The organism is Peptoniphilus hominis (ex Hitch et al. 2025), from assembly GCF_040096015.1.
Classification (GTDB): Bacteria; Bacillota; Clostridia; order Tissierellales; family Peptoniphilaceae; genus Peptoniphilus_A; species Peptoniphilus_A hominis.
In genome coordinates, this window is sequence record NZ_JBBMFO010000001.1 from 198,485 (window position 1) to 219,427 (window position 20,943).

A 20,943-nucleotide genomic window follows, 5' to 3' on the forward strand; every position below is an offset into this window, starting at 1 on the left:
TTAAAAAAATTTTTACCTTATTATTTTTTATTTAAATTTTTATTTTTCTTAAATCAATTTGTAATTTGGATTGCTCTTTTTATTTTTTTTTATTATTCACACAAATTGATATTATTTTAAATAGTTTTTAATAACAATCATCATATAATATTATCCTGGTTAGATTAATTAATTACTTTTAATTGCTTTAAGCTCAAAAAACTTAATCATATTAATAATTCTAATTTTTTTATCAAATTATTATTTTAACTCAATCATCTTATTTCTATGCCAGCTATAAAAATTTGTTTATATCAAAATCTAAATTGTTAATTATTTTGACAATTTCTATTAATTTATAATGTACATCCGTTCTGAACATATATTTGTATATACATTTTATTCTGTAACTATACTCCATCAAATAAATTCATAAAATATGTTATAATTATTTTCAGGTGATAAAATGTCATTAGATGGAACAGTAGTAAAAAACTTAGTTTATGAAATAAATAATCGGGTTATTGATGGAAGAATCGATAAAATATACCAGAATAACAATGATCTTTTGATTAATATAAGAGCTAAAGGTCAAAGAGAAAGACTCTTTATATCCATTTCTGGAAGCCCCAGAATGTATTTTAGTGATGAAATCTTCGACAGTCCACAAAATCCTCCAGCCTTTTGCATGCTTTTAAGAAAACATCTTGAAAACAATCAGATTCTTGAAGTAAGTCAATATAAAATGGATAGAATTATAAAAATTCTCGTTAAATCTCGCGATGAGCTTGGCGAATATAGCAAGAAAGCTCTTATAATTGAGCTTATGGGCAAACATTCCAATGTAATACTTATTGATGATGATTCAAAGAAAATTATTGACTCATTAAAGAGAATTAATTTTAATTTATCTAGCGTGAGAGAAATTTTGCCAGGCTTAACTTATAATCCTGAAGATATTTCAGAAGGACTTGATCCTTGCCAAGTAGATTCTATTAGTGATTTGATTAAAGATTCAAGGGAAAATTTAAACATAAAATCTTTTTTCTTAAAAAATTTTACTGGCATAAGTCCACAGATGTGTAACGAAATTGAATATAGGTCTAATATTGACTTTAAAAGAAACCTGTCAGCCTTAACTGACCCTGAGATTATTGAGCTTGATAAAATATTTTCTGAAATTTTTAAAATTGTGAAAGAAAATGATTTTAGCCCAATAAAAATTTATAGAGAAAATTTATTTAAAGACTTCTATTCCATTGATTTAGAAAGCCTAAATGATAAAGAAAAAATTAAAGTAGATAGCATCTCTTCCCTCCTTGAAGAATTTTATAATTCTAAATTTTTAAGAGACAGTCTTGGCTCCAAGAGTAAAGAGCTAAAAAAAATTGTAAAGAAAAATATAGAAAAATTAAACAGAAAACTTTCAAATCAAGCCAATGAATTAAATGTAGCTTTAAATAGAGAGAAATTTAAGGTTTATGCAGACCTAATATCTTCAAACTTTTATAAAATAGAAAAAGGTGCCGATTCAGTTACTGTTGAAAATTTTTATGACGAAATGAAAGAAATAAAAATTCCCCTAGATCCAACTTTAGATGGACCATCTAATGCTGCTAAATATTATAAAAAGTACTCCAAACTAAAAAACGCAGCTGGCTTTTTGACTGAACAAATTGAAATTGGCAAATCAGAAATTTCTTATTTAGAATCAATTTTACTTAATATTGACTTTGCTGAAAGGCCAAATGAAATTGATGAACTCTATGAAGAAATGGAAAAAGAAGGCTATTTAAAAAAGAAAAAGAAAAATAATAAAAAGAAAAAAGATTCTGATGAAAATTATATTACAGTAAAGACTGAGGATGGCTTTGATATTTATATAGGAAAAAACAATAGACAGAACGACTACTTGACGCATAAAAAAGCGAAAAAAAATGACCTCTGGTTCCACGTTAAGGACGCACCAGGATCTCATGTAATCCTAAAAAATGACAACAGAGATTTTACAAATAATTCTCTTTTAACCGCTGCAAAACTCGCAGCTAAGTATAGCTCTCTTTCAAAATCACAAAACATTCCAGTGGACTATACCTTCAAAATGTATGTAAAGAGACATCCTGCAAAAAAGCCAGGACTAGTTACTTACACAAATTACAAAACAATAAATATAAACATTTAAAAAAGAATAAGGTCGCCCTTATTCTTTTTCTTCGTCTTCATCTATAATATTTAATCTAGTTAAAACTAATTTATAGCCATCAGCTCCATAATTTAGAGATCTATTAATTCTTGATATAGTTGCTGTTGAAGCTCCAGTTTCACCTTCAATTTGATGATAAGTTTTATTTTTTACAAGTAATTTAACAACTTGTAATCTTTGAGCTATTGCCTGCAATTCCTTAACTGTGCAAATATCTTCAAAGAATCTATAACATTCCTCTAAATTTTCCAAAAGCAAAATAGCTTCAAATAAACCGTCTACTTCTTTGCTCTTTATTTTTGAGTCGTAAATCATTTTATCCTCCTGACTTTATAAGTAATAAAAAGTAATATATGAACAATTCATATTTTCACTAATATATTAACAATTTTACTTGCTAAAGTCAAGAAAAAATTACTGATTGTATACACTTACCTCGCTTATTCCCCTCTTATTTTTCACTTGGAAAGCTTTGTCACAAATTTGAGAAAGATAAGGATTGTGAGTTACCATAATTATCTGCCTGTCAAATAAATTTGAGGATTTTTTTAGAAATTCCCCCAAGTTAAAAACATAATCATTGCTCACATGTTTTCCTGGTTCATCCAGTATTAGTGGTCCAGATAATTTTGGCTGATTTAACTGCAAAAAGGCAATTCTAAGGGCAAGGGAAATAATATCAACTACTCCACCACCTCTTGCGATTTCAGGCTTAGTTTTTACACTATAGCCTTCAGGGTAATTGCTTTGCACAAAAAATTCAGCGACAGGAACAGACCTTGCTTCTGAAAGTTCAATTAAAAATTCAATATCCGTTTCAAAAATAAATTGCAGACATTTTGTCACAGTATCCTCAATTTGTCTTTTTGATTGCTCCCTAGCAAATTCAGAAGTCTTTTGAAATAAGAGAGAAACCTGTGTAAGAATATCGCTGTAGTCTTCCCTATCCTTTAAAACTTTTTCTGTTTTATCTAATTGTTCCGATAATATTTCTATTTTTCCCTCATCGCTTAAGATTTTGTTATTAAGTTGATTTAATTTTAAATCAAGTTCTTTTAAATCCAAAAATATCACAACCTAGGCATTAAATTGTTGGCTTCGTCAAAAAGTTTGTCAATTTCATTTTTTAAATTAGAAATTTCACTTTCAAGTTCTTCTGGCTTAATGCCAAGCTTTTCAATTTCAGCAAGAATTTCTTTTTTTTGTGAGTTTAACTGTTCAAGCCTAGCTTCAGATTTATATTTCATACTTTTTAATCTGTCTAGTTGATCCTTTAAATTTTTTAAATTTTCTTCGTAATTCATTTAATCATTCCTCAAGTGGTACTTAATGTGTTCAATTGACTCGTCATCGATTTTACTGTAACAGAAAGGACAAACCCCCACATCAAGAATTGTCTTTTCATAAGATCCAGTGCAATCCTTTATATTTTCATCTAAATTTTTTAATTCATTCTTTGTTTCAAAAATTTTAAGAGATAAATCTTTAAAACTTCCCTTAATATCCTTTAGTTTTTTTAGATTCTTGGATTTATCTTCAATATTTTTTGAAATAAAATCAATTTTATCATTATTGTCAAAATTTTTTATGTAATTATTACCTAGAGCAAGCTTAGAATCGATATTATTTAAACCAGTTCTGTATCCATAAATTTTTGAATAAAAATCCATTTTATTTTTTAAAATTTCAGAAATTTTTTGAATTTCATCATTATTTTTGTAATTTTTTAAATTACTTTTCACTTCTGAAAGTTCTTTAATATTTTTCTTGTATTTATCGTATAAATTTTCGTAAATAGAGAGTCTATTTTTATTTTCAGTAATTTTTGAAACCCTTAAAGATAAGTCATCTAAAGATTTAAGTTTATTCAAATTATTTTTAATTAAATCAATCTCACTATCAGTTTTTACGATTTTTTCTAAATAATTTTCAAAATTATTTTTCTTTAAAAGAGAATTTTCCAAATTAGGAATTACTATCTCTAGTTTATTTAAATTTTTAAACTTTTCAACTAAATTAGAAACTTCTTCTAGCTCAATTTTATTTTTATCGAGATTTTCTTTTAATTTAAAACATAAATCGAGTCTGTCCTGTAAATCTTTTATTTTATTTCTAATTCTTGTAATTTTTTCGTACTTTTCTTTATAATCTTTGATATAAGAAAATTCATCTAATTTTTCCTTAAGGTCGTCCCTATTTTTTCTCAATTCAACAATTTCTTGATTAGTTCTCTTATTATCCCTAACTACATTTCTGAGGGCATCATCTACATAATTGACGCCAATTAATCTTCCAATAGCAGAAGCCCTAAGTGATGCCTGCTCATTTAATAGAAAAGGACCATCTAATTGCTCAGCTATATTTAAAATAGTTTTATTGTTTGAATTGTCCAAGGGAACCTTATACATATTAGTGACATCAGTGATTTCTTTTGGCACATCTATACCAAATCCTTCAAATCTCATTTCATTTCCTGAAGAATCTATAAGAAAGTATGAATTTTTCGATGGAGTTTTCGCTCTCTCAACTACAACGCCATTGGAGAAAGTAACTTTTACTGAGACCTCCTTCTCCCCTTGTCTAATAAAATAATCGCCCTTAGGTTCATTATAAAGAGCCCACTTTATTGCTCTTAAAATTGCAGTTTTTCCCACATCAGAATTGCCGAGGATTACATTTAGTCCTCGGTCAAATTCCATCTCTGTGTACTCATGAGATTGAAAATTATGAAGTTCAACTTTTTTTATATAAATCATAAATAACTAACTCCATTAATTTGAGCTTCTTCAACTCTCTTTAAAGCTTCTTTTTTTACTTCTTCAGAAATATTTTCGCTTTTAGAAATTTTTAAAAGCAAATCAAAAATATCTAAACTATTATAGTTTGTAGTTGCATCAATACTTTCCTTAAATTCAGCAAGCTTTATTCCCTTAAATTGATGCCTTTCCATTTCAGACCTATCTAAAACTTCTTCGCCTGGCTTAGCACATTTTAAAAATCTGTCTTCAATTTTTATTTCATCAGCTAAACTTATGATATTTACCTTTGGTCTTCTATTGATTTCAGCTTTTGAATTTGAAATTCTTATTAAGGCACCAGGATTTACAAAGTATTTATTGTCTAACTCAACTGTTTTGAAGCCAAAATGATAGTGTCCACCAAGAGTTATATCTGCTTTAGTGCTTCTTATGTCCTCTATTAAAGTATGAGAAACCTCTTTTAAAAAAGGTTTGTCAATTAAAAACCCATGGGTCATGTGGATTGAGTACTTGCAAGTATTATCCACTTCATCTAAAATATAATTTTCCCTATTGGAAGCTTCATCCATGGAATATACATAGGGTGAACCAGTAAGCTGCACCCTAATATCCTTTTCTAAAATGATTTTTTTGTAATTGACTAAGTTCATGACACCTAAATTACAAAGAAGACCAAGCATAGTTCTATCAAGAGTATCAGGATTGTGACCAAAAATATCGTGGTTGCCACTAATAATATAAATTGGTACTCCAAAACTTTGGAAAATTTTTGCAAAATCAGAGACTATACTTACAGAGACATCAGGTCTATCAAAGAGATCTCCTCCGTGAAGGACGTAGTCAATTTTTTCTTCTTTAATAATACTTGCTACCTCTCTTAATTTTTCCTTTAAAGTCTCCTGGTAATCATCAAGTCTATTTTGTGGGCTTGTGCCTCTTATGTGAGTGTCTGTTAAATAGAGTAATTTCAAAAAATCACAACCTATTTATCTTCTAAAAAATTTTCTGATTTTGCATCTGTGTTTTCAGCTTCGATTTCATCTTCTGGGATTAAATTATAATGAAGTCTAACTTTATGTTCAATTTCCTTTAAAAGTTCAGGATTTCCTTCTAAAAATTCTTTTGCATTTTCCCTTCCTTGACCAAGTCTTTCTTCACCATAAGAATACCAAGCACCAGCTTTTTTTACAATATCTGCTTCAGAAGCTACATCGAGAATATTACCAACGCTAGAAATACCCTTTCCATACATAATGTCAAATTCAGCTTGTTTAAAAGGTGGAGCAATTTTGTTTTTAACAACTTTAACTCTAACTCTGTTGCCTATCATTTCATCGCCCTTTTTTATGATTTCTGTCCTTCTAATGTCAAGCCTTACTGAAGAATAAAATTTAAGAGCTCTTCCTCCAGTAGTTGTTTCAGGGTTTCCAAACATAATTCCAACTTTTTCTCTAAGTTGATTTATGAAAACAACTGTACACTTGGATTTATTTATAGCACCAGTAAGTTTTCTAAGAGCTTGTGACATAAGTCTTGCTTGAAGACCAATTTGAGCTGCACCCATTTCCCCATCGATCTCTGCCTTTGGAACAAGTGCTGCTACTGAGTCAATTATAATTAAATCTACAGCATTAGACCTAACTAAAGCCTCTGTTATTTCAAGAGCTTGTTCACCAGTGTCTGGTTGAGAAATAATTAAATTTTCTATGTCAACTCCAAGATTTTTTGCATATCCTGGGTCAAGGGCGTGTTCTGCGTCTACAAAAGCACCAGTTCCACCCATTTTTTGAGCTTCTGCCAACATATGAAGAGCTAATGTAGTCTTTCCTGAAGATTCTGGTCCATAAATTTCAATAATTCTACCCTTAGGTATTCCACCAATTCCAAGAGCAATATCTAATGCAAGTGAGCCTGTAGGAATTGAATCAATATCAAGCTTAACATCGTCTCCTAAAACCATTACTGATCCTTCGCCATATTGCTTTTCAATTTTTGACAAAACATTGTGAAGGGCTTCTTGTTTTTCTTTGCTTAAATTACTATCTTTCATAATTACTCCTTAAAATTTTTTCTAAGTACAAAAAGTATTTGAGATAATACTCTGTTGACAGTGCTTCTTCTTATTTTATTTCTATCTCCGCTAAAGAAATAGTGCTTACTATAATAATTGTCATCTGAAAAATAAATGCAAGTGAAGACATTTCCCACTTCAGTTTCAGATGAATTAGGTCCAGCTTCTCCAGTTGTAGAAACTCCAATATTAGCATTGGATCTTTCCTTAACGCCCTTCGCCATTTCAAAAGCTGTATTCTCGCTAATGGCTCCAAAATCATTTAAGGTATTCTTTGAAACCTTTAAATTTTTATTTTTTGAATCATTGGAATATGTGACAAAGGAAGTTTCCATAACCTTTGATGCTCCACTAATATCTGTAATTGCAGAGCTAAGCATTCCACCAGTTATGGATTCGGCAAAGGAAATTTTTAAATTATTATTTTTCAAAATTCTCACAATTTCTCCTGCCACATCATCATTATTTTCAGAATAGACATGAGCGTCAAATTCAGCATATAGAGACTTTACAACTTTTTCAATAGAAAATTGCAGTTCATCTTTTTTAGTGCTCTTACCAATAATTTTAACTTCAGTATAAGTTCCATGAGCAAAAGTATTTATACTCACAGAATCATCGTCAAAGGACATCTTTCTAATTCTATCTTCTATAATTGATTCTCCAAGACCTATAATGTCTATGGATTTTACCATTATATTTTCCTCAGTAAAGGATTTATTGGCAAAATAATAGTCCAGCATTGGCTCCATTTCATTTGGAGGTCCTGGAAGAAGAATTATTCTCTTTCCTTTAAATTCAATAGACTCACCAAGGGCTACTCCCCACTTGTTTTCAATTTTTTCTGAGCCTTCTATTAACATAACCTGCTTTAAATTATTGGGAGTCATGGTTCTGCCAAGTCTTGTAAATCTATCAATCATCTTTTCTTTTTCAGCTTGATCAAGATAAATTTTTCTATCTAAAAACTTTGCCACAGCATCTCTAGTTATGTCGTCATTAGTTGGTCCAAGTCCACCACTTATTATGATTAAATCAGATGATTTTGTAGAGTATTCTAATTCCTTGACTATTTCATCTAAGTCATCATCTACAGAAACTTGCCTAGTTACATCTATTCCCATGTCAGTTAACTTTTCAGAAATGTATTTTGAATTTGTATTAGTAATTGAGCCGATTAAAATTTCTTTTCCAACTGTCAAAATGCTCGCTTTCATAAATCTCCTTAAATGTTTTCTAAATCAAGAACTTTTTTATTTTTAATTAAATAATCTGCACCTGAAATTACAGTAAATACAACAGCTAAATAAAATATTGCCATGCCAATAGGTCTAAATTTTTCTATTCCAGTTAATAGTAAAATATTTGATATTAACTGGGTAACAGTCTTAAATTTACCAAGAGGACTAGCTGCAATTGTAATATTTTCAGAAGCCGCAATAATTCTAAATCCAGTAATAGTAAATTCTCTTGCTATGATAATAATTACAGCCCAGGCTGGCATTTCACCAGTGCTTACTAGCATAATCATAGCTGAGCATACTAAAATTTTATCGGCAAGGGGATCAGCAAATTTTCCAAAATTAGTAACTAAATTGTCCCTTCTTGCAAGATAACCATCTAAAAAGTCTGTAAAAGAAGCAATGGCAAAAATAAGTGTTGCAACTATTCTCGAATTATTAAAATCTAAATACATGCATAAGACAAAGATGGGAACCATTAAAGTTCTCATGAGAGTCAATTTATTTGGAGTATTCATATAGCTTCACCTACTAAATCATAATCTAAAGTATCAATAACTTTAACAATAACAAAATCTCCTATTTCTAAATTCCTATTAGACTCAACATAGATAACTCCATCAATTTCTGGAGCATCCATATATGTTCTTCCTACATAATTGTTTTCGTCAATCTTTTCTTCTATTAAGACTTCTAAAGATTTATCTAAATTTTTTGAAAGGATTTCATTAGAAATATCGCTTTGTATTTCCATAATTTCATCTTTTCGTCTCTTTTTAACTTCATCAGGAATTTGATTATATAAAAGTTCCGCCTTCGTTCCCTCTTCTCTGGAATATTCAAAAACTCCAAGCTTGTCGAATTTAATATCTTCAATAAAGTCTACAAGTTCTTTAAAGTCTTCTTGACTTTCTCCAGGAAAACCAACTATAAAAGTTGTTCTAATTACAATTTCTGGAATAGATGCTCGTAAATTCTTTAGAGTCTTTAAAATATGGTCCTTGCTGGTTTTTCTGTTCATACTCTTTAAAACATTGTCAGAAATGTGTTGAAGAGGCATATCAACATATTTCACTAATTTTTCATTGGTTCTAAATTCTTCTATTAGTTCATCAGTAAAATGATCAGGATATAAATATAAAACGCGAATCCACTTTAAATCTTCTATTTTTGAAATTTCTTTAACTAACTTCGCCAAAGAATATTTTGAGTACAAATCTATACCATAATCAGTAGTATTTTGTGCAATTAAAATAATTTCTCTTGCACCTTTACTTACTAGGTATTGGACTTCAGAATATATATCTTCAATTTTTCTTGATCTATTTTTACCTCTAAGTGAAGGAATAATACAGTAAGAACAGTTATTATTACAACCCTCTGAAATTTTCACAAATTCAGTTTTTTTAACCTCTTCCTTTTTTATACCTTCAATATAAGCTGAGTTTAAATTGTCAGTCTTTACAAATAAATCTCCAGCCATACTTCTGTCTAAGAGCTCGTTTATATAATTTATATTTCCTGTGCCAATAATCCCATCAATTTCTGGGATTTCCTTTAGAAGTTCCTCAGGATATCTTTGGGCAAGGCAACCTGATAGAAGAACTTTTTTACATCTTCCCTCATTCTTATATTCAACTGACTCTAAAATTGTGTCAATTGACTCTTCCTTGGCTGCATCGATAAATCCACAAGTGTTTACAATTAAAATATCTGCATCACTTGCATCATCTACCATCCTATATCTATCTTTATTTAAAAGTGAGTACATCATAGATGAGTCGACTTCATTTTTTGAGCAACCCAAGGTAACTATATGCACATTATTCATCTTCATCACCTAAAATTATATCTATTTCTTCCTTGGTTTTTAAAAGTTTTCTAGGCTTGGAACCTTCATGAGGTCCAATGATGCCCATTTCTTCCATTTGATCTACAATTCTTCCTGCTCTTGAATAACCAACCTTTAATTTTCTTTGAATATAAGAAATAGAAGCTTGTTCATCGTTAACTACTAGTTCAACTGCCTCTTTAAAAAGTGGATCCTTTTCGTCATCAACTTTTATTTTCTTGTCCTCTATTGCCTTTTCTATTTTTGATTCAAGGCTAGTTTTTATTTCGTTATTATTTTTTACAAAGTCAACTACTCTTTCCACTTCGCCGTCACTAATTAGTGCACCTTGTATCCTCTTTGGTTTTGGATATTTGCTTGGATAAAATAACATGTCGCCCTTGCCAAGAAGTTTTTCCGCTCCACCCATGTCAAGAATAGTCCTTGAGTCAACAGAGGATGCTACAGCGAAAGCAATTCTTGAAGGTATATTGGCCTTAATAGTTCCAGTAATAACATCAACAGAAGGCCTTTGCGTTGCTAGGATTAAGTGCATTCCAGCTGCTCTTGCCTTTTGTGCAAGTCTTGCAATATATTCTTCGATTTCCTTTGATGCAACCATCATAAGGTCTGCAAGCTCATCAACAATAATTAAAATCTTAGGAAGTTTTTCATCTTCCCTTCCCTCTTCTACCATCTTTTTATTGTAGCCCTTAAGATCTCTAACATGATTTTCAGCAAAGGCAAGGTATCTTTTTTCCATTTCATCAACAGCCCAGTTAAGAGCAAAAGCTGCCTTCTTAGGATTTGTTACTACATCAATTAAAAGATGTGGAATGCCATTATAGACGCTAAGCTCAACTACCTTAGGGTCAATTAGCATCAACTTTACATCCTTTGGTGACGACTTATAGATCACGCTAGTAATTATAGAATTAATGCAAACTGATTTACCAGAGCCTGTTGCTCCTGCTATTAGTAAGTGTGGCATATCTTCCATACCAGAAATTAAAATATTTCCTTCAACATCTTTTCCAAGAGCTAATGGTAAATCAGACTTAATAGTTTTAAATTCATTGGAATCAATTAACTCTTTAAGTCCAACTGCATCTTTTTCACTGTTTGGAACTTCAATTCCCACAACAGTTTTGCCAGGTATCGGAGCTTCAATACGAAGATCTGAACTGGCTAGAGCCATGGCAATATTGTCACTAAGTCCAACAATTCTGGATAATTTTATGCCAGGAGCTGGTTTTAGCTCATAGGAAGTAATAACAGGTCCGCGATTTATGGCAACAACTTTAGACTCAATTCCAAAGTTCCGCATAGTATTTTCTATGATTCTTCCCTTTTCCATTACTTCATCTTTGGAAAATCCGCCCTTTGATTTGAGTCTATCTAAAAGAGCTGTATCTGGATAAGTGTAAGTGTATTCTTTTTTATTTTTATTTTCAATATCATCTTTTATTGTATCAAGGACTTCTTCATCGTCTATTTCAATATCTTCAATATTTTTATCTACTGACTTATCCTTCTTGTCAATAAGACCAATATCCTTAGACTTTTCTTCTTCAAGGTTTTCGAAATTATTATCGTCAGAATAATCTTTTATAACTAAATTTTCTCCAAAGTCTTCACCTTCGACTATTTTTTCTTCTTTAGCTTTTTTTAACTCTAATTTTTCTTTCTTTAGATTTTCTCTTTCAATTTTCTTCTTTTCTTTTTCATCTTGCTTTAATTTTTTTTCAGCTTTCTTTACTTCGTAGGCCTTCTTTTTGTCTTCAAAATATTCGCCAAGGTCTTCAGTAAACATGATTATTTGGTCGATATTAACTTTTAGCATGAAATAAATTGATGCCACAATTATTAGTCCAAGAACTAAATAAGTTCCAAGAGATCCTAAAAGTTTATAAGAGAAAAATCCAAAGATGGCGCCAATTATACCGCCACTTCTTGTGATGTCCATATACTCTGTTGACTTGATAATTCTCTCAATTAAAGTCATGTCCATTTCCTTAGAACCATCGAGAAAGACTAAAATGCAGAAAAATATTACAAGAGAGCAGATTATATATCTTCTCATGTGAAATTTCGTGGCTTGAAGGTTGTATAGAATGCCCCAAAAAATAAGTAGAAGTGGAATTATAAAGTTACCTGAGCCTGAAATAACAGAAAATAATTTATAAATTAGTGTGCCAATTATTCCCATCCTCTGACTGTAAAGAGAAATAAAAAATACTATGCCTATTACAATTAAGAATAGACCCATTATTTCTTTGCCAGAAGATGTTTCAGAACTTGTCCTTCTTCTTTTGCTAACATTTTTTTTATTTGAATTTTTTTTATTGTTTTTTTTATTTTTTATCAAGAGATAGCACCTCAATAATATTATAACAATTTGTTGTCTTAAAGACCAGTGTGACCAAAGCCTCCATCGCTTCTTTCAGTTTCACTTATCTCTTCAACTTCAACAATTTCTGGAGTTTCTATTTTCATAAAAACTATTTGTGCAATTCTTTCTCCATCTTTAATGACAACTTCATCCTTGCTCATATTTATAAGAATTACCTTTAACTCTCCCCTGTAATCAGAATCAATTGTTCCTATTCCATTAGGTAGACCTAGACCTTTTTTTAATGCAAGACCAGATCTAGCTCTAACTTGCGCTTCATATCCCTTGTCAAATTCTAAAAATAATCCAGTTGGAACTAAAACTCTATCAAGAGATTTTAAAACTAAATCTTCGTCAAGATTGGCTCTAAGATCCATTCCTGAGGAGCCTTCTGTTTCATATTTAGGAAGTGGATGCTTGCTTTTGTTAATAATTTTTAATTTCATAAATTCCCCTTTAAAAAATCGCATTAAAATAAATCTTAATGCGACTAAAATTTTATTTACTTATCTTGTTCTTTCTTATTATCTTCTCTCTTTAAAAGAGCTTTTCTTGAAAGTGAAATTTTACCAGTATCATCAGAAATATCAATAACTTTAACTTCTACTGTATCGCCAACTTTTAGAACATCATCAACACTATTTGTTCTTTCGTGAGCAATTTCTGAAATGTGAAGAAGTCCCTCAGTTCCCTTTTTAAGTTCAACAAAGGCACCAAACTTAACAATTTTCTTTACTTTACCAGTGTAAACTTCTCCGACTTCAATTTCTTTTACTATGTCTTCTATTATAGCAATTGCTTCCTTAGCTCTTTCATCACTTTCTGAAAGAATAGAAATTCTTCCGTCATCATCAATATCGATTTTAACGCCAGTTTGTTCAATAATTTTATTAATTATTTTTCCACCAGCACCAATTACTTCGCCAATTCTTTCAGGGTCAATAGAAATCATGTGGATTATTGGAGCGTACTTAGAAAGTTCAGCTCTTGGCTTTTCAATAGTAGTTGCTAGGTGATCTAAAATTTCAAATCTCGCAACTTTTGCTCTTTCAAGGGCAACTTCAAGTATTTCTTTTTTAATTCCTTCAACTTTAATATCCATTTGAATAGCAGTGATACCTTCTCTAGTACCAGCTACTTTAAAGTCCATATCTCCAAAGTGATCTTCAAGTCCTTGAATGTCAGTTAAAATTTTTATAACACCCTTTTCTTCAATAAGACCCATAGCAATACCAGCTACTGGTGCCTTAATTGGCACACCTGCATCCATTAGAGCGAGAGTAGATCCACATATAGATGCTTGAGAAGATGATCCATTAGAGGATAATACTTCAGATACAACTCTTATTGTGTATGGGAAAGTTTCGCTATCAGGTATTACTGGAAGAAGTGCTCTTTCAGCTAAAGCACCATGACCAATTTCACGTCTTCCTGGTGATCTTGATGGTTTAGTATCTCCTACACAAAATCCTGGGAAATTGTAATGGTGAATATATCTCTTTGGCTTGTCATCTCCAAGTCCATCAATTACTTGTTCTTCTGAAATTGCACCAAGAGTTGCAATAGAAAGTACTTGAGTTTGACCTCTAGTGAATAGTCCAGAACCATGAGTTCTTGGAAGGACTCCTACTTCAGAAGAAAGAGGTCTGATTTCTGTAAGTTTTCTATCATCAGGTCTTCTTTCATCTTCAAGAATACCACGTCTAACTTCAGTTACTTCTATTTCTTCTAAAGCAGCTTCTACGTCTTTTGCATTTTCTTCCATTAGTTCTTTAAAATGTTCTCTAATGTCTTCTTTTGCTACTTCAGTTTTTTCAACTCTTACAATTTTATCTTTTTGTCTAATTGCATCAACTAATAAGTCTTTGCCATATTCCTTAACTTTAGAAACAATTTCTTCGTCAGCTTTAAATACTTCATAGGTAGCCTTTTCTTTTCCAACTTCTGAAGTTATTTCATTGATAAATTTGCAAATTTCTTTGATAACTTCATGTCCTTGTAAAATTGCTTCAAGCATTTCCGCTTCACTTACTTCTTGTGCTCCTGCTTCAACCATCATAATGGCAGATTCAGTTCCAGCAAGTGATAAGTTAATTCTAGATTTATTTCTCTCTTCTTCATTAGGGTTTATGATATATTTTCCATCAATAAATCCAACTTCAACAGAACCAGTAGGTCCATCAAAAGGAATGTCAGAAATAGAAAGAGCAATAGAAGAACCAATCATGGCAACAATTTCTGGTGAATGATCTTGGTCAACACATAATACAGTTGCAACAATTTGCACATCATTTCTATATCCTTCAGGGAAAAGAGGTCTAAGAGGTCTGTCGATTAATCTAGCAGAAAGTGTAGCCTTTTCGCTTGGTCTTCCTTCCCTTTTAATAAATCCACCAGGAATTTTTCCAACGGCATACATCTTTTCTTCGTAATCAACACTTAGAGGAAAAAAGTCGATTCCCTCTCTTGGTTTAGATGAAGCTGTTGCTGTCACTAGGACAACAGTATCTCCATATTGTACTAAACAAGCACCATTAGCTTGTTCTGCAACTTTTCCAATTGTAACTTTTAACTGGGAACCTGCGAGATCCATAGTATAAGTTTTTTCCATTATTTCCTCCTTTTAATAAGAAAGAGCGGAATTACCGCTCCTATTATCCTCTTATTTGTAGTTTTTTAATAAGTGTACGATATCTTTCTATATCAGTATTTTTTAAATATCTTAATAAGTTTCTTCTCTTACCTACCATTTTAAGAAGTCCTCTTCTTGAGTGGTGGTCTTTCTTGTGAACTCTTAAGTGTTCGTTTAAATCGTTAATTCTTCTAGTAAGAATTGCAATTTGTACTTCTGGTGAACCTGTGTCACCTTCGTGAGTTTTAAATTCGTCAATAATAATTTTTTTAATATTTGGTTCTAACATATTTTCCTCCTAAATTTTTAATTCAGCTAACCAAAGTAGGCGTCGAGGAGCGACCAACTGTGAATAGCTATTTAACCTTTTATATATTACCACGAAATGTCATAAATGTAAAGTTATCTATTCCTTGTAACTAAAACATCTTTTGCAATTTGGTCAAATAATTCTTCTAGACTATTAAACTTTAATTCAGGTCTAACAAAATCTAAAAGTTCAAGCTCTACAATCTCTCCATATATATCTTCATTAAAGTCCAAGATGTGTGCCTCAATTTTTATGCCATCATGTTCAACTGTTGGATTAGTTCCAATATTAGTAGATGCCCTATATTTTTTGCCCTTAATTATAATATCTGTGTCATAGACTCCAAATTTTGGAATAACAAAATTATCAATTAGTTCAAGGTTAGCTGTTGGATAGCCCATTTTCTTTCCCAAACCCTTGGCGTGAATAATTTTCCCAATGAGTTTATAGGGTCTTGACAACAAAAAATTCGCATCTTTTATATTTCCATCTTCAATTAAATTTCTAATTAAGGAAGAAGAAATTTTTTCGTCATTATAAGAAATTTGCTCAATTACTTCAACAGATTCAAATAAATTTTTATTTTCCTTTAAAAACTTTACATCACCAGATTTTTTATATCCGTAGGTGTAATCATAACCCACTACTACTCCCCTTATTTTTAAATTTTTTGCTAAAAAATCATCTAAAAACTTAATTGGACTGTAGGACATAAACTCTCTCGTAAAATTAATCAGGTAAATTATATCTACGCCTAAATTTTCTAAAATTTCAAATTTTGTCTTATTAGTTGTTATAATATCTTTTTTCCCAACTTTTACAAGATTATCTGTGTGCTCGTTAAAAAGCAAAAGACTTGACTTAATATTTAATTTTTTTGCATTTTCAATTGCCTTACTTATTAATTCAATATGACCCCTGTGGACGCCGTCAAAATTGCCAAGGGCTATAACTGATTCTTCCTCTGCCTCATAATTTAAGTCAATTTCAATTATTTTCATAAATCACCTATTAAATTCTTCTTCATCTTGAGAAAAAACTCTCCATCTTTTTCCCTTATTTCTCCAATACCCAAAAATTTATCATCTGAATAAACTCTATAATTTTCATCAGAAAAATTTTCCTTTAATTTATAAAATTGTCCATTAATGAATTTTTCACAAAAACTTTTTGGAATATCAATTCTCTTAAAATCCATTAGCGCTAAATCCATAGGTAAAATTTTTTCTTTTATTTCATCTGGGCTTAATTTTTCAAAATCAGAAACTTTTATGGCGTCTTCAATTTTAAAAGACCCAGTCCTAATTCGTCTAAGCTCAGTTAATGCACCATATGTTCCTAAAGATTTTCCTATATCATAGGCAAGAGATCTTATATATGTGCCTTTTGACACCTGGACTAAAATAGTAAATTCATCTTTTCCATTAAAGTCTAAGAGTTCATTTTCATAAACCTCTACTTCTCTTTTTTTGATTTCAACGTCTTTACCTTCTCTTGCATATTCATAAAGTTTTTTTCCCTTAACTTTTAGGGCAGAATAAATTGGAGGTTTCTGAGAGATTTTACCAGTGAATTTAATTAAAGCATCTTTAATTTCTTCTTCAGTAAAAATTACATCTTCTTCCTCCAAAATTTTTCCAGTTATGTCATAGGTGTCGGTCAAAATTCCAAGCCTTACTTTCGCTTCATATACTTTGTCACTTGATAAAATATAATCACTTGTCTTTGTGCCCTTCCCTATGGAAATCACTAGCACACCTGTAGCCATTGGATCAAGTGTGCCTGTGTGACCAACTTTTTTTATTCCCAATTTTTTTCTAACTTTATAAACTAAATCGTGAGAAGTAATTCCCTTTTCTTTGTCAAAAATTAAAAGTCCGTCCATCATAATTGTTCTTCAGCTACTTTTACCACATCTTCTTTAGCCTTATTTAAATCAGTATGATTTATTGTGCCACCAGAAGCTCTTACATGACCTCCGCCATTAAATTTTGATGCAACTTTTGTGCAATCAATATCTGACTTTGATCTAAGAGAAAGTCTTATACAGTCGTCTTTTTCCTTTAGTAATACTGCAAGCTCCACTGTGTCAATATCTCTTACAAATTCAACTATGCCATCGGCATCAGATTTTTCTGCCTTTGATTTTTCCATGTCTTCTTTAGTGACTAATACTACAGCAATTTTATTGTCAAAAAAATACTCTATTGAATTCATGGCTCTAATTAATAAATCTGTCTTTTCTCTAGATCTGCTTTGATAAACATTTACTGTAACTTCATCAATATCAATATCATGTTTAAATAAATTTGAAGCAGTTAAAAAAGTATCTGAGGATACAGAGCTATATTTAAAGGAACCTGTGTCAGTGGAAAGTCCAGTAAATAATGACGTTGCGATTTCTTTATTGAGTTCTAAACTCAAAGTTTCAAAAATTCTTGCAAGGACTTCACAAGTCGCTGGAGATTTTGAGTCAACAATATTTAAATCAGCGTAATTGGTGTTGCTAAAATGATGGTCAATATTTACAGTTTTCTTTGATGCTTCAAATATTTTTTTTATATTATCGCCCATTCTATTTTCATCAGATGAATCTAGGGCAATAAATAAATCAAAATTATTTTTTATTTCATCAGGAGCCTTAGCAAAGGATAAATTTGGCAAAAATTTAAAGGATTGTGGAATCTTGTCATCTAAAACAAAGACAACATTTTTGCCAAGTTTATTTAGCATGCCCACCATAGCTGTAGCTGAACCCAAATTATCTCCATCTGGATTTAAGTGAGATGCAACTGCAATAATTTCACTTTCGTCAATTAGTTTTTTTAATTCAGAGGAAAGTTCCACTAGATTATTCATTTCCACGATTTACCTCATCAATTAATTTGTCAAGTTCAAGAGCTCTCTCTATGGAATCATCTTTTATAAAGATAAGTTCAGGCATTGCTCTAAGTTTAACTCTTTTAGACAATTCCTTTTTAATATATCCCTTTGCAGAATTTAATCTTTCCACGGCTTCATCTCTGTCAAAGTCATTTCCAAGCACAGACACATATACCTTGGCAAAGGATAAGTCATTAGTAACTTCAACATGAGAGATGCTCGTAATGGATGGAATTCTAGGATCCTTTAGTTCATTTTGGACAATATTTGAAATTGTTCTTTTTACTTCTTCAGATATTCTATTAATTCTCTTATTGTTCATTATGCTCTCTTAACTTCCTTTAGTATATATGACTCAAGAAGGTCTCCTTCTTTGATGTCGTTAAAACCATCTATAACAAGTCCGCCTTCAAAACCAGTGGCAAGTTCCTTTGTATCATCTTTAAATCTCTTTAGTGATGCTATGTCTCCTTCATGAATTACGACATCGTCTCTAAGAACTTTTACTTTAGAATTTCTTAAGATTTTACCATTTAAAACATATACTCCTGCAACCATTTGGTTATTAGGAAGTTTGAAGGTTTGTCTGATTTCACATCTACCAAGAATTTCTTCAACAATATCTGGATCTAACATACCCTTAGCAGCTTGTTCAATATCATTTATGATTTCATAAATTACTCTATAAGTTCTGATTTCTACATCTTCAGCCTTAGCAAGTTCGATGGCATTAATATTTGGTCTAACATTAAAACCAATTACTATTGCATTAGATGCAGAGGCAAGTGTTACGTCAGATTCATTAATTCCGCCAACTCCAGAGTGAATTATTGAGATTTTAACTTCATCAGTAGATAGTTTTAGAAGTGATTGATTTAAAGCTTCAACAGAACCCTTAACATCAGCCTTTACAACTATGTTTAATTCCTTTACATCTTCTTCGGAAATTTTTTCAAATAAATTGTCGAGACTAATCTTTGTAGTTTGGCTAAGTCTTTTTTCTCTAGTGATTTCTGCATTTTTGTCAGCAATAGCCTTTGCAGTCTTATCATCATTAACTGCATAAATTGTATCGCCTGCATTAGGAACTTCGTTAAGTCCAAGAACTACAACTGGCATTGATGGACCAGCCTTTTTAACTTGCTTGCCCTTATCGTCTTGCATAGCCCTAATTCTTCCTGAACATACTCCAGAAACTATTGAGTCACCAAATCTTAAAGTACCATTCTTAATGAGAATAGTTGCCATAGGACCCTTTGCCTTGTCAAGGTTTGCTTCGATAATAGTTCCAATAGCACGTCTGTTAGGATTTGCCTTAAGCTCTCTCATTTCGGCAACTAGAAGAATCATTTCAAGAAGCTCATCTATTCCTTCTCCAGTTTTTGAAGAAACACCTACAACAATTGTGTCACCTCCCCACTCTTCAGCTAGCAAGTTTTCATTCATAAGCTCTTGCTTTACCCTTTCAGTGTTAGCTTCTGGCTTATCAATCTTTGTTATAGCAACAATAATAGGCACTTCAGCAGATCTTGCGTGAGAAATTGCTTCAATTGTTTGTGGCATTACACCATCATCTGCGGCTACAACAAGCACAGCAATATCCGTAGTTTGAGCTCCTCTAAGTCTCATAGAAGTAAAGGCTTCGTGACCAGGAGTATCAAGGAAAGTAATTTTCTTTCCAGCTAAATTAACTGTGTAAGCTCCTATGTGTTGAGTAATCCCACCAGCTTCTGATTGTGTTACATGAGTCTTCTTGATTGAATCAAGAAGAGAAGTCTTGCCGTGGTCAACGTGGCCCATTACTGTAACTACAGGTGGTCTAGTCTTTAGGTCTCTTTCTTTATCTTTTTTTAGAAGACCATATTCTTCTTCAATTGATTCGTCTAGCTTTGGCTCTTCAATGTCTATTTCAACACCTAATTCATCAGCTAATAAAATACAAGTGTCTTCATCAATGCTTTGATTTTGATTAGCCATAACTCCAAGGCCTATTAATTTTGTAATTACTGTAGACACAGATACTCCAAGTTGATCTGCAAAATCTTTAACTGTAATTGGTGCAATCACTGTTATAGGATCATCTCCTCTATTTTCTTCCTCTGTTTTGTGTCTTGATTTAACTTTTTTCTTTGGCTTTTTCTTAGTTAAATCTCTGTTGTAGGAGTTGTTATTTTCCCTTTTATTATCTTTTTTATTTTTAAATCTATTTTTTCTATTGTTGTTAAAATCCTCATCTTCAAAAGATTCTTCTTTTTTGTTGTTGTGATTTTTATTGTGTTTATGATTTTCTGTTTTTCTTTCATCAAAAAATTTCTTATCAGAATCTTCTTGAGGTTTTTTATCTTTAGAAGTTTTAACTCTATTAGGTTTTTCTTGCTTTTCTTTTTTATTTTTAGCAACTTCACTTTTTGCTTTTACATCTCTACTATTTTTAGAATTATCATTCTTTACAGGAGATTCATTCTTAGAAGAACTTTTTTTGTATAATTTTCTTATTCTTTCTTCATCAGCACTTTCTAAAGTTGACATGTGGTTTTTTACAGGTATTTCCATTTCATTTAATTTTAAAATTAATTCTTTACTTGTAATACCAATTTCCTTTGCCAACGCGTGCACTCTTATTTTTGACAAATTGAACACCT

General features: G+C 31.2%; 19 protein-coding genes. 1 reads left to right on the forward strand and 18 read right to left on the reverse strand.

All coding sequences use genetic code 11. The features are described from left to right. Positions 1 to 445 precede the first annotated feature (445 nt). Positions 446 to 2,161, forward strand: coding sequence for an Rqc2 family fibronectin-binding protein (locus WMO19_RS01080; RefSeq protein WP_349169864.1), 1,716 nt, complete (start codon positions 446 to 448; stop codon positions 2,159 to 2,161). Between the two features lie 18 nt (positions 2,162 to 2,179). Here WMO19_RS01080 and WMO19_RS01085 read toward each other — a convergent pair whose 3' ends face one another. From WMO19_RS01085 to infB, 18 genes are all read right to left on the reverse strand, one after another. Continuing rightward, positions 2,180 to 2,497, reverse strand: a complete 318-nt coding sequence (locus tag WMO19_RS01085; protein ID WP_019124432.1) for a YerC/YecD family TrpR-related protein — start codon at positions 2,495 to 2,497, stop codon at positions 2,180 to 2,182. A gap of 99 nt (positions 2,498 to 2,596) precedes the next feature. Then, entirely contained in the window at positions 2,597 to 3,247 is a 651-nt protein-coding gene (locus tag WMO19_RS01090; RefSeq protein ID WP_316719131.1) for an ATPase, read from the reverse strand. 5 nt (positions 3,248 to 3,252) lie between these two features. Further along, positions 3,253 to 3,486 carry a hypothetical protein gene (locus WMO19_RS01095; protein ID WP_316719130.1) on the reverse strand — a complete coding sequence of 78 codons (234 nt, stop codon included), beginning with the start codon at positions 3,484 to 3,486 and terminating at the stop codon, positions 3,253 to 3,255. Beyond that, complete coding sequence (locus tag WMO19_RS01100) at positions 3,487 to 4,938, reverse strand: AAA family ATPase (RefSeq protein ID WP_316719129.1); 1,452 nt, start codon at positions 4,936 to 4,938, stop codon at positions 3,487 to 3,489. Continuing rightward, on the reverse strand, positions 4,935 to 5,912 hold the full coding sequence (locus WMO19_RS01105; protein ID WP_349169865.1) for a metallophosphoesterase family protein: 978 nt from the start codon (positions 5,910 to 5,912) through the stop codon (positions 4,935 to 4,937). Before WMO19_RS01105 ends, WMO19_RS01100 begins: the two co-directional genes overlap by 4 nt. A gap of 11 nt (positions 5,913 to 5,923) precedes the next feature. Beyond that, on the reverse strand, positions 5,924 to 6,991 hold the full coding sequence (gene recA, locus WMO19_RS01110) for a recombinase RecA (protein WP_019124427.1): 1,068 nt from the start codon (positions 6,989 to 6,991) through the stop codon (positions 5,924 to 5,926). A gap of 2 nt (positions 6,992 to 6,993) precedes the next feature. Beyond that, positions 6,994 to 8,229: a competence/damage-inducible protein A gene (locus tag WMO19_RS01115; protein WP_349169866.1), complete on the reverse strand. Its 1,236-nt coding sequence runs from the start codon at positions 8,227 to 8,229 to the stop codon at positions 6,994 to 6,996. Between the two features lie 8 nt (positions 8,230 to 8,237). After that, on the reverse strand, positions 8,238 to 8,771 hold the full coding sequence (gene pgsA / locus WMO19_RS01120; protein ID WP_332087457.1) for a CDP-diacylglycerol--glycerol-3-phosphate 3-phosphatidyltransferase: 534 nt from the start codon (positions 8,769 to 8,771) through the stop codon (positions 8,238 to 8,240). Continuing rightward, entirely contained in the window at positions 8,768 to 10,084 is a 1,317-nt protein-coding gene (rimO, locus tag WMO19_RS01125; RefSeq protein ID WP_349169867.1) for a 30S ribosomal protein S12 methylthiotransferase RimO, read from the reverse strand. Before rimO ends, pgsA begins: the two co-directional genes overlap by 4 nt. Beyond that, positions 10,077 to 12,452, reverse strand: coding sequence for an FtsK/SpoIIIE family DNA translocase (locus WMO19_RS01130; protein ID WP_349169868.1), 2,376 nt, complete (start codon positions 12,450 to 12,452; stop codon positions 10,077 to 10,079). Before WMO19_RS01130 ends, rimO begins: the two co-directional genes overlap by 8 nt. A 38-nt stretch (positions 12,453 to 12,490) precedes the next feature. Further along, positions 12,491 to 12,922, reverse strand: coding sequence for a dUTP diphosphatase (gene dut / locus WMO19_RS01135; RefSeq protein WP_019124421.1), 432 nt, complete (start codon positions 12,920 to 12,922; stop codon positions 12,491 to 12,493). Between the two features lie 56 nt (positions 12,923 to 12,978). Next, positions 12,979 to 15,087: a polyribonucleotide nucleotidyltransferase gene (locus tag WMO19_RS01140; RefSeq protein WP_349169869.1), complete on the reverse strand. Its 2,109-nt coding sequence runs from the start codon at positions 15,085 to 15,087 to the stop codon at positions 12,979 to 12,981. A 43-nt stretch (positions 15,088 to 15,130) separates the two neighbouring features. Beyond that, a complete protein-coding gene (rpsO, locus tag WMO19_RS01145; protein ID WP_019124419.1) occupies positions 15,131 to 15,397 on the reverse strand; it encodes a 30S ribosomal protein S15 in 267 nt (88 codons plus the stop codon). Positions 15,398 to 15,510: 113 nt separating this feature from the next. Further along, on the reverse strand, positions 15,511 to 16,419 hold the full coding sequence (locus WMO19_RS01150; RefSeq protein ID WP_019124418.1) for a bifunctional riboflavin kinase/FAD synthetase: 909 nt from the start codon (positions 16,417 to 16,419) through the stop codon (positions 15,511 to 15,513). Further along, complete coding sequence (truB, locus tag WMO19_RS01155; RefSeq protein ID WP_349169870.1) at positions 16,416 to 17,306, reverse strand: tRNA pseudouridine(55) synthase TruB; 891 nt, start codon at positions 17,304 to 17,306, stop codon at positions 16,416 to 16,418. The genes WMO19_RS01150 and truB overlap by 4 nt, the downstream gene beginning before the upstream one ends. Beyond that, a complete protein-coding gene (locus WMO19_RS01160) occupies positions 17,303 to 18,277 on the reverse strand; it encodes a DHH family phosphoesterase (RefSeq protein ID WP_349169923.1) in 975 nt (324 codons plus the stop codon). Before WMO19_RS01160 ends, truB begins: the two co-directional genes overlap by 4 nt. Beyond that, the gene (gene rbfA / locus WMO19_RS01165; protein WP_349169871.1) at positions 18,270 to 18,623 is read right to left on the reverse strand and encodes a 30S ribosome-binding factor RbfA; all 354 of its coding nucleotides are present in this window, start codon (positions 18,621 to 18,623) and stop codon (positions 18,270 to 18,272) included. Before rbfA ends, WMO19_RS01160 begins: the two co-directional genes overlap by 8 nt. After that, positions 18,623 to 20,932: a translation initiation factor IF-2 gene (gene infB, locus WMO19_RS01170; protein WP_349169872.1), complete on the reverse strand. Its 2,310-nt coding sequence runs from the start codon at positions 20,930 to 20,932 to the stop codon at positions 18,623 to 18,625. Before infB ends, rbfA begins: the two co-directional genes overlap by 1 nt. Positions 20,933 to 20,943 lie beyond the last annotated feature (11 nt).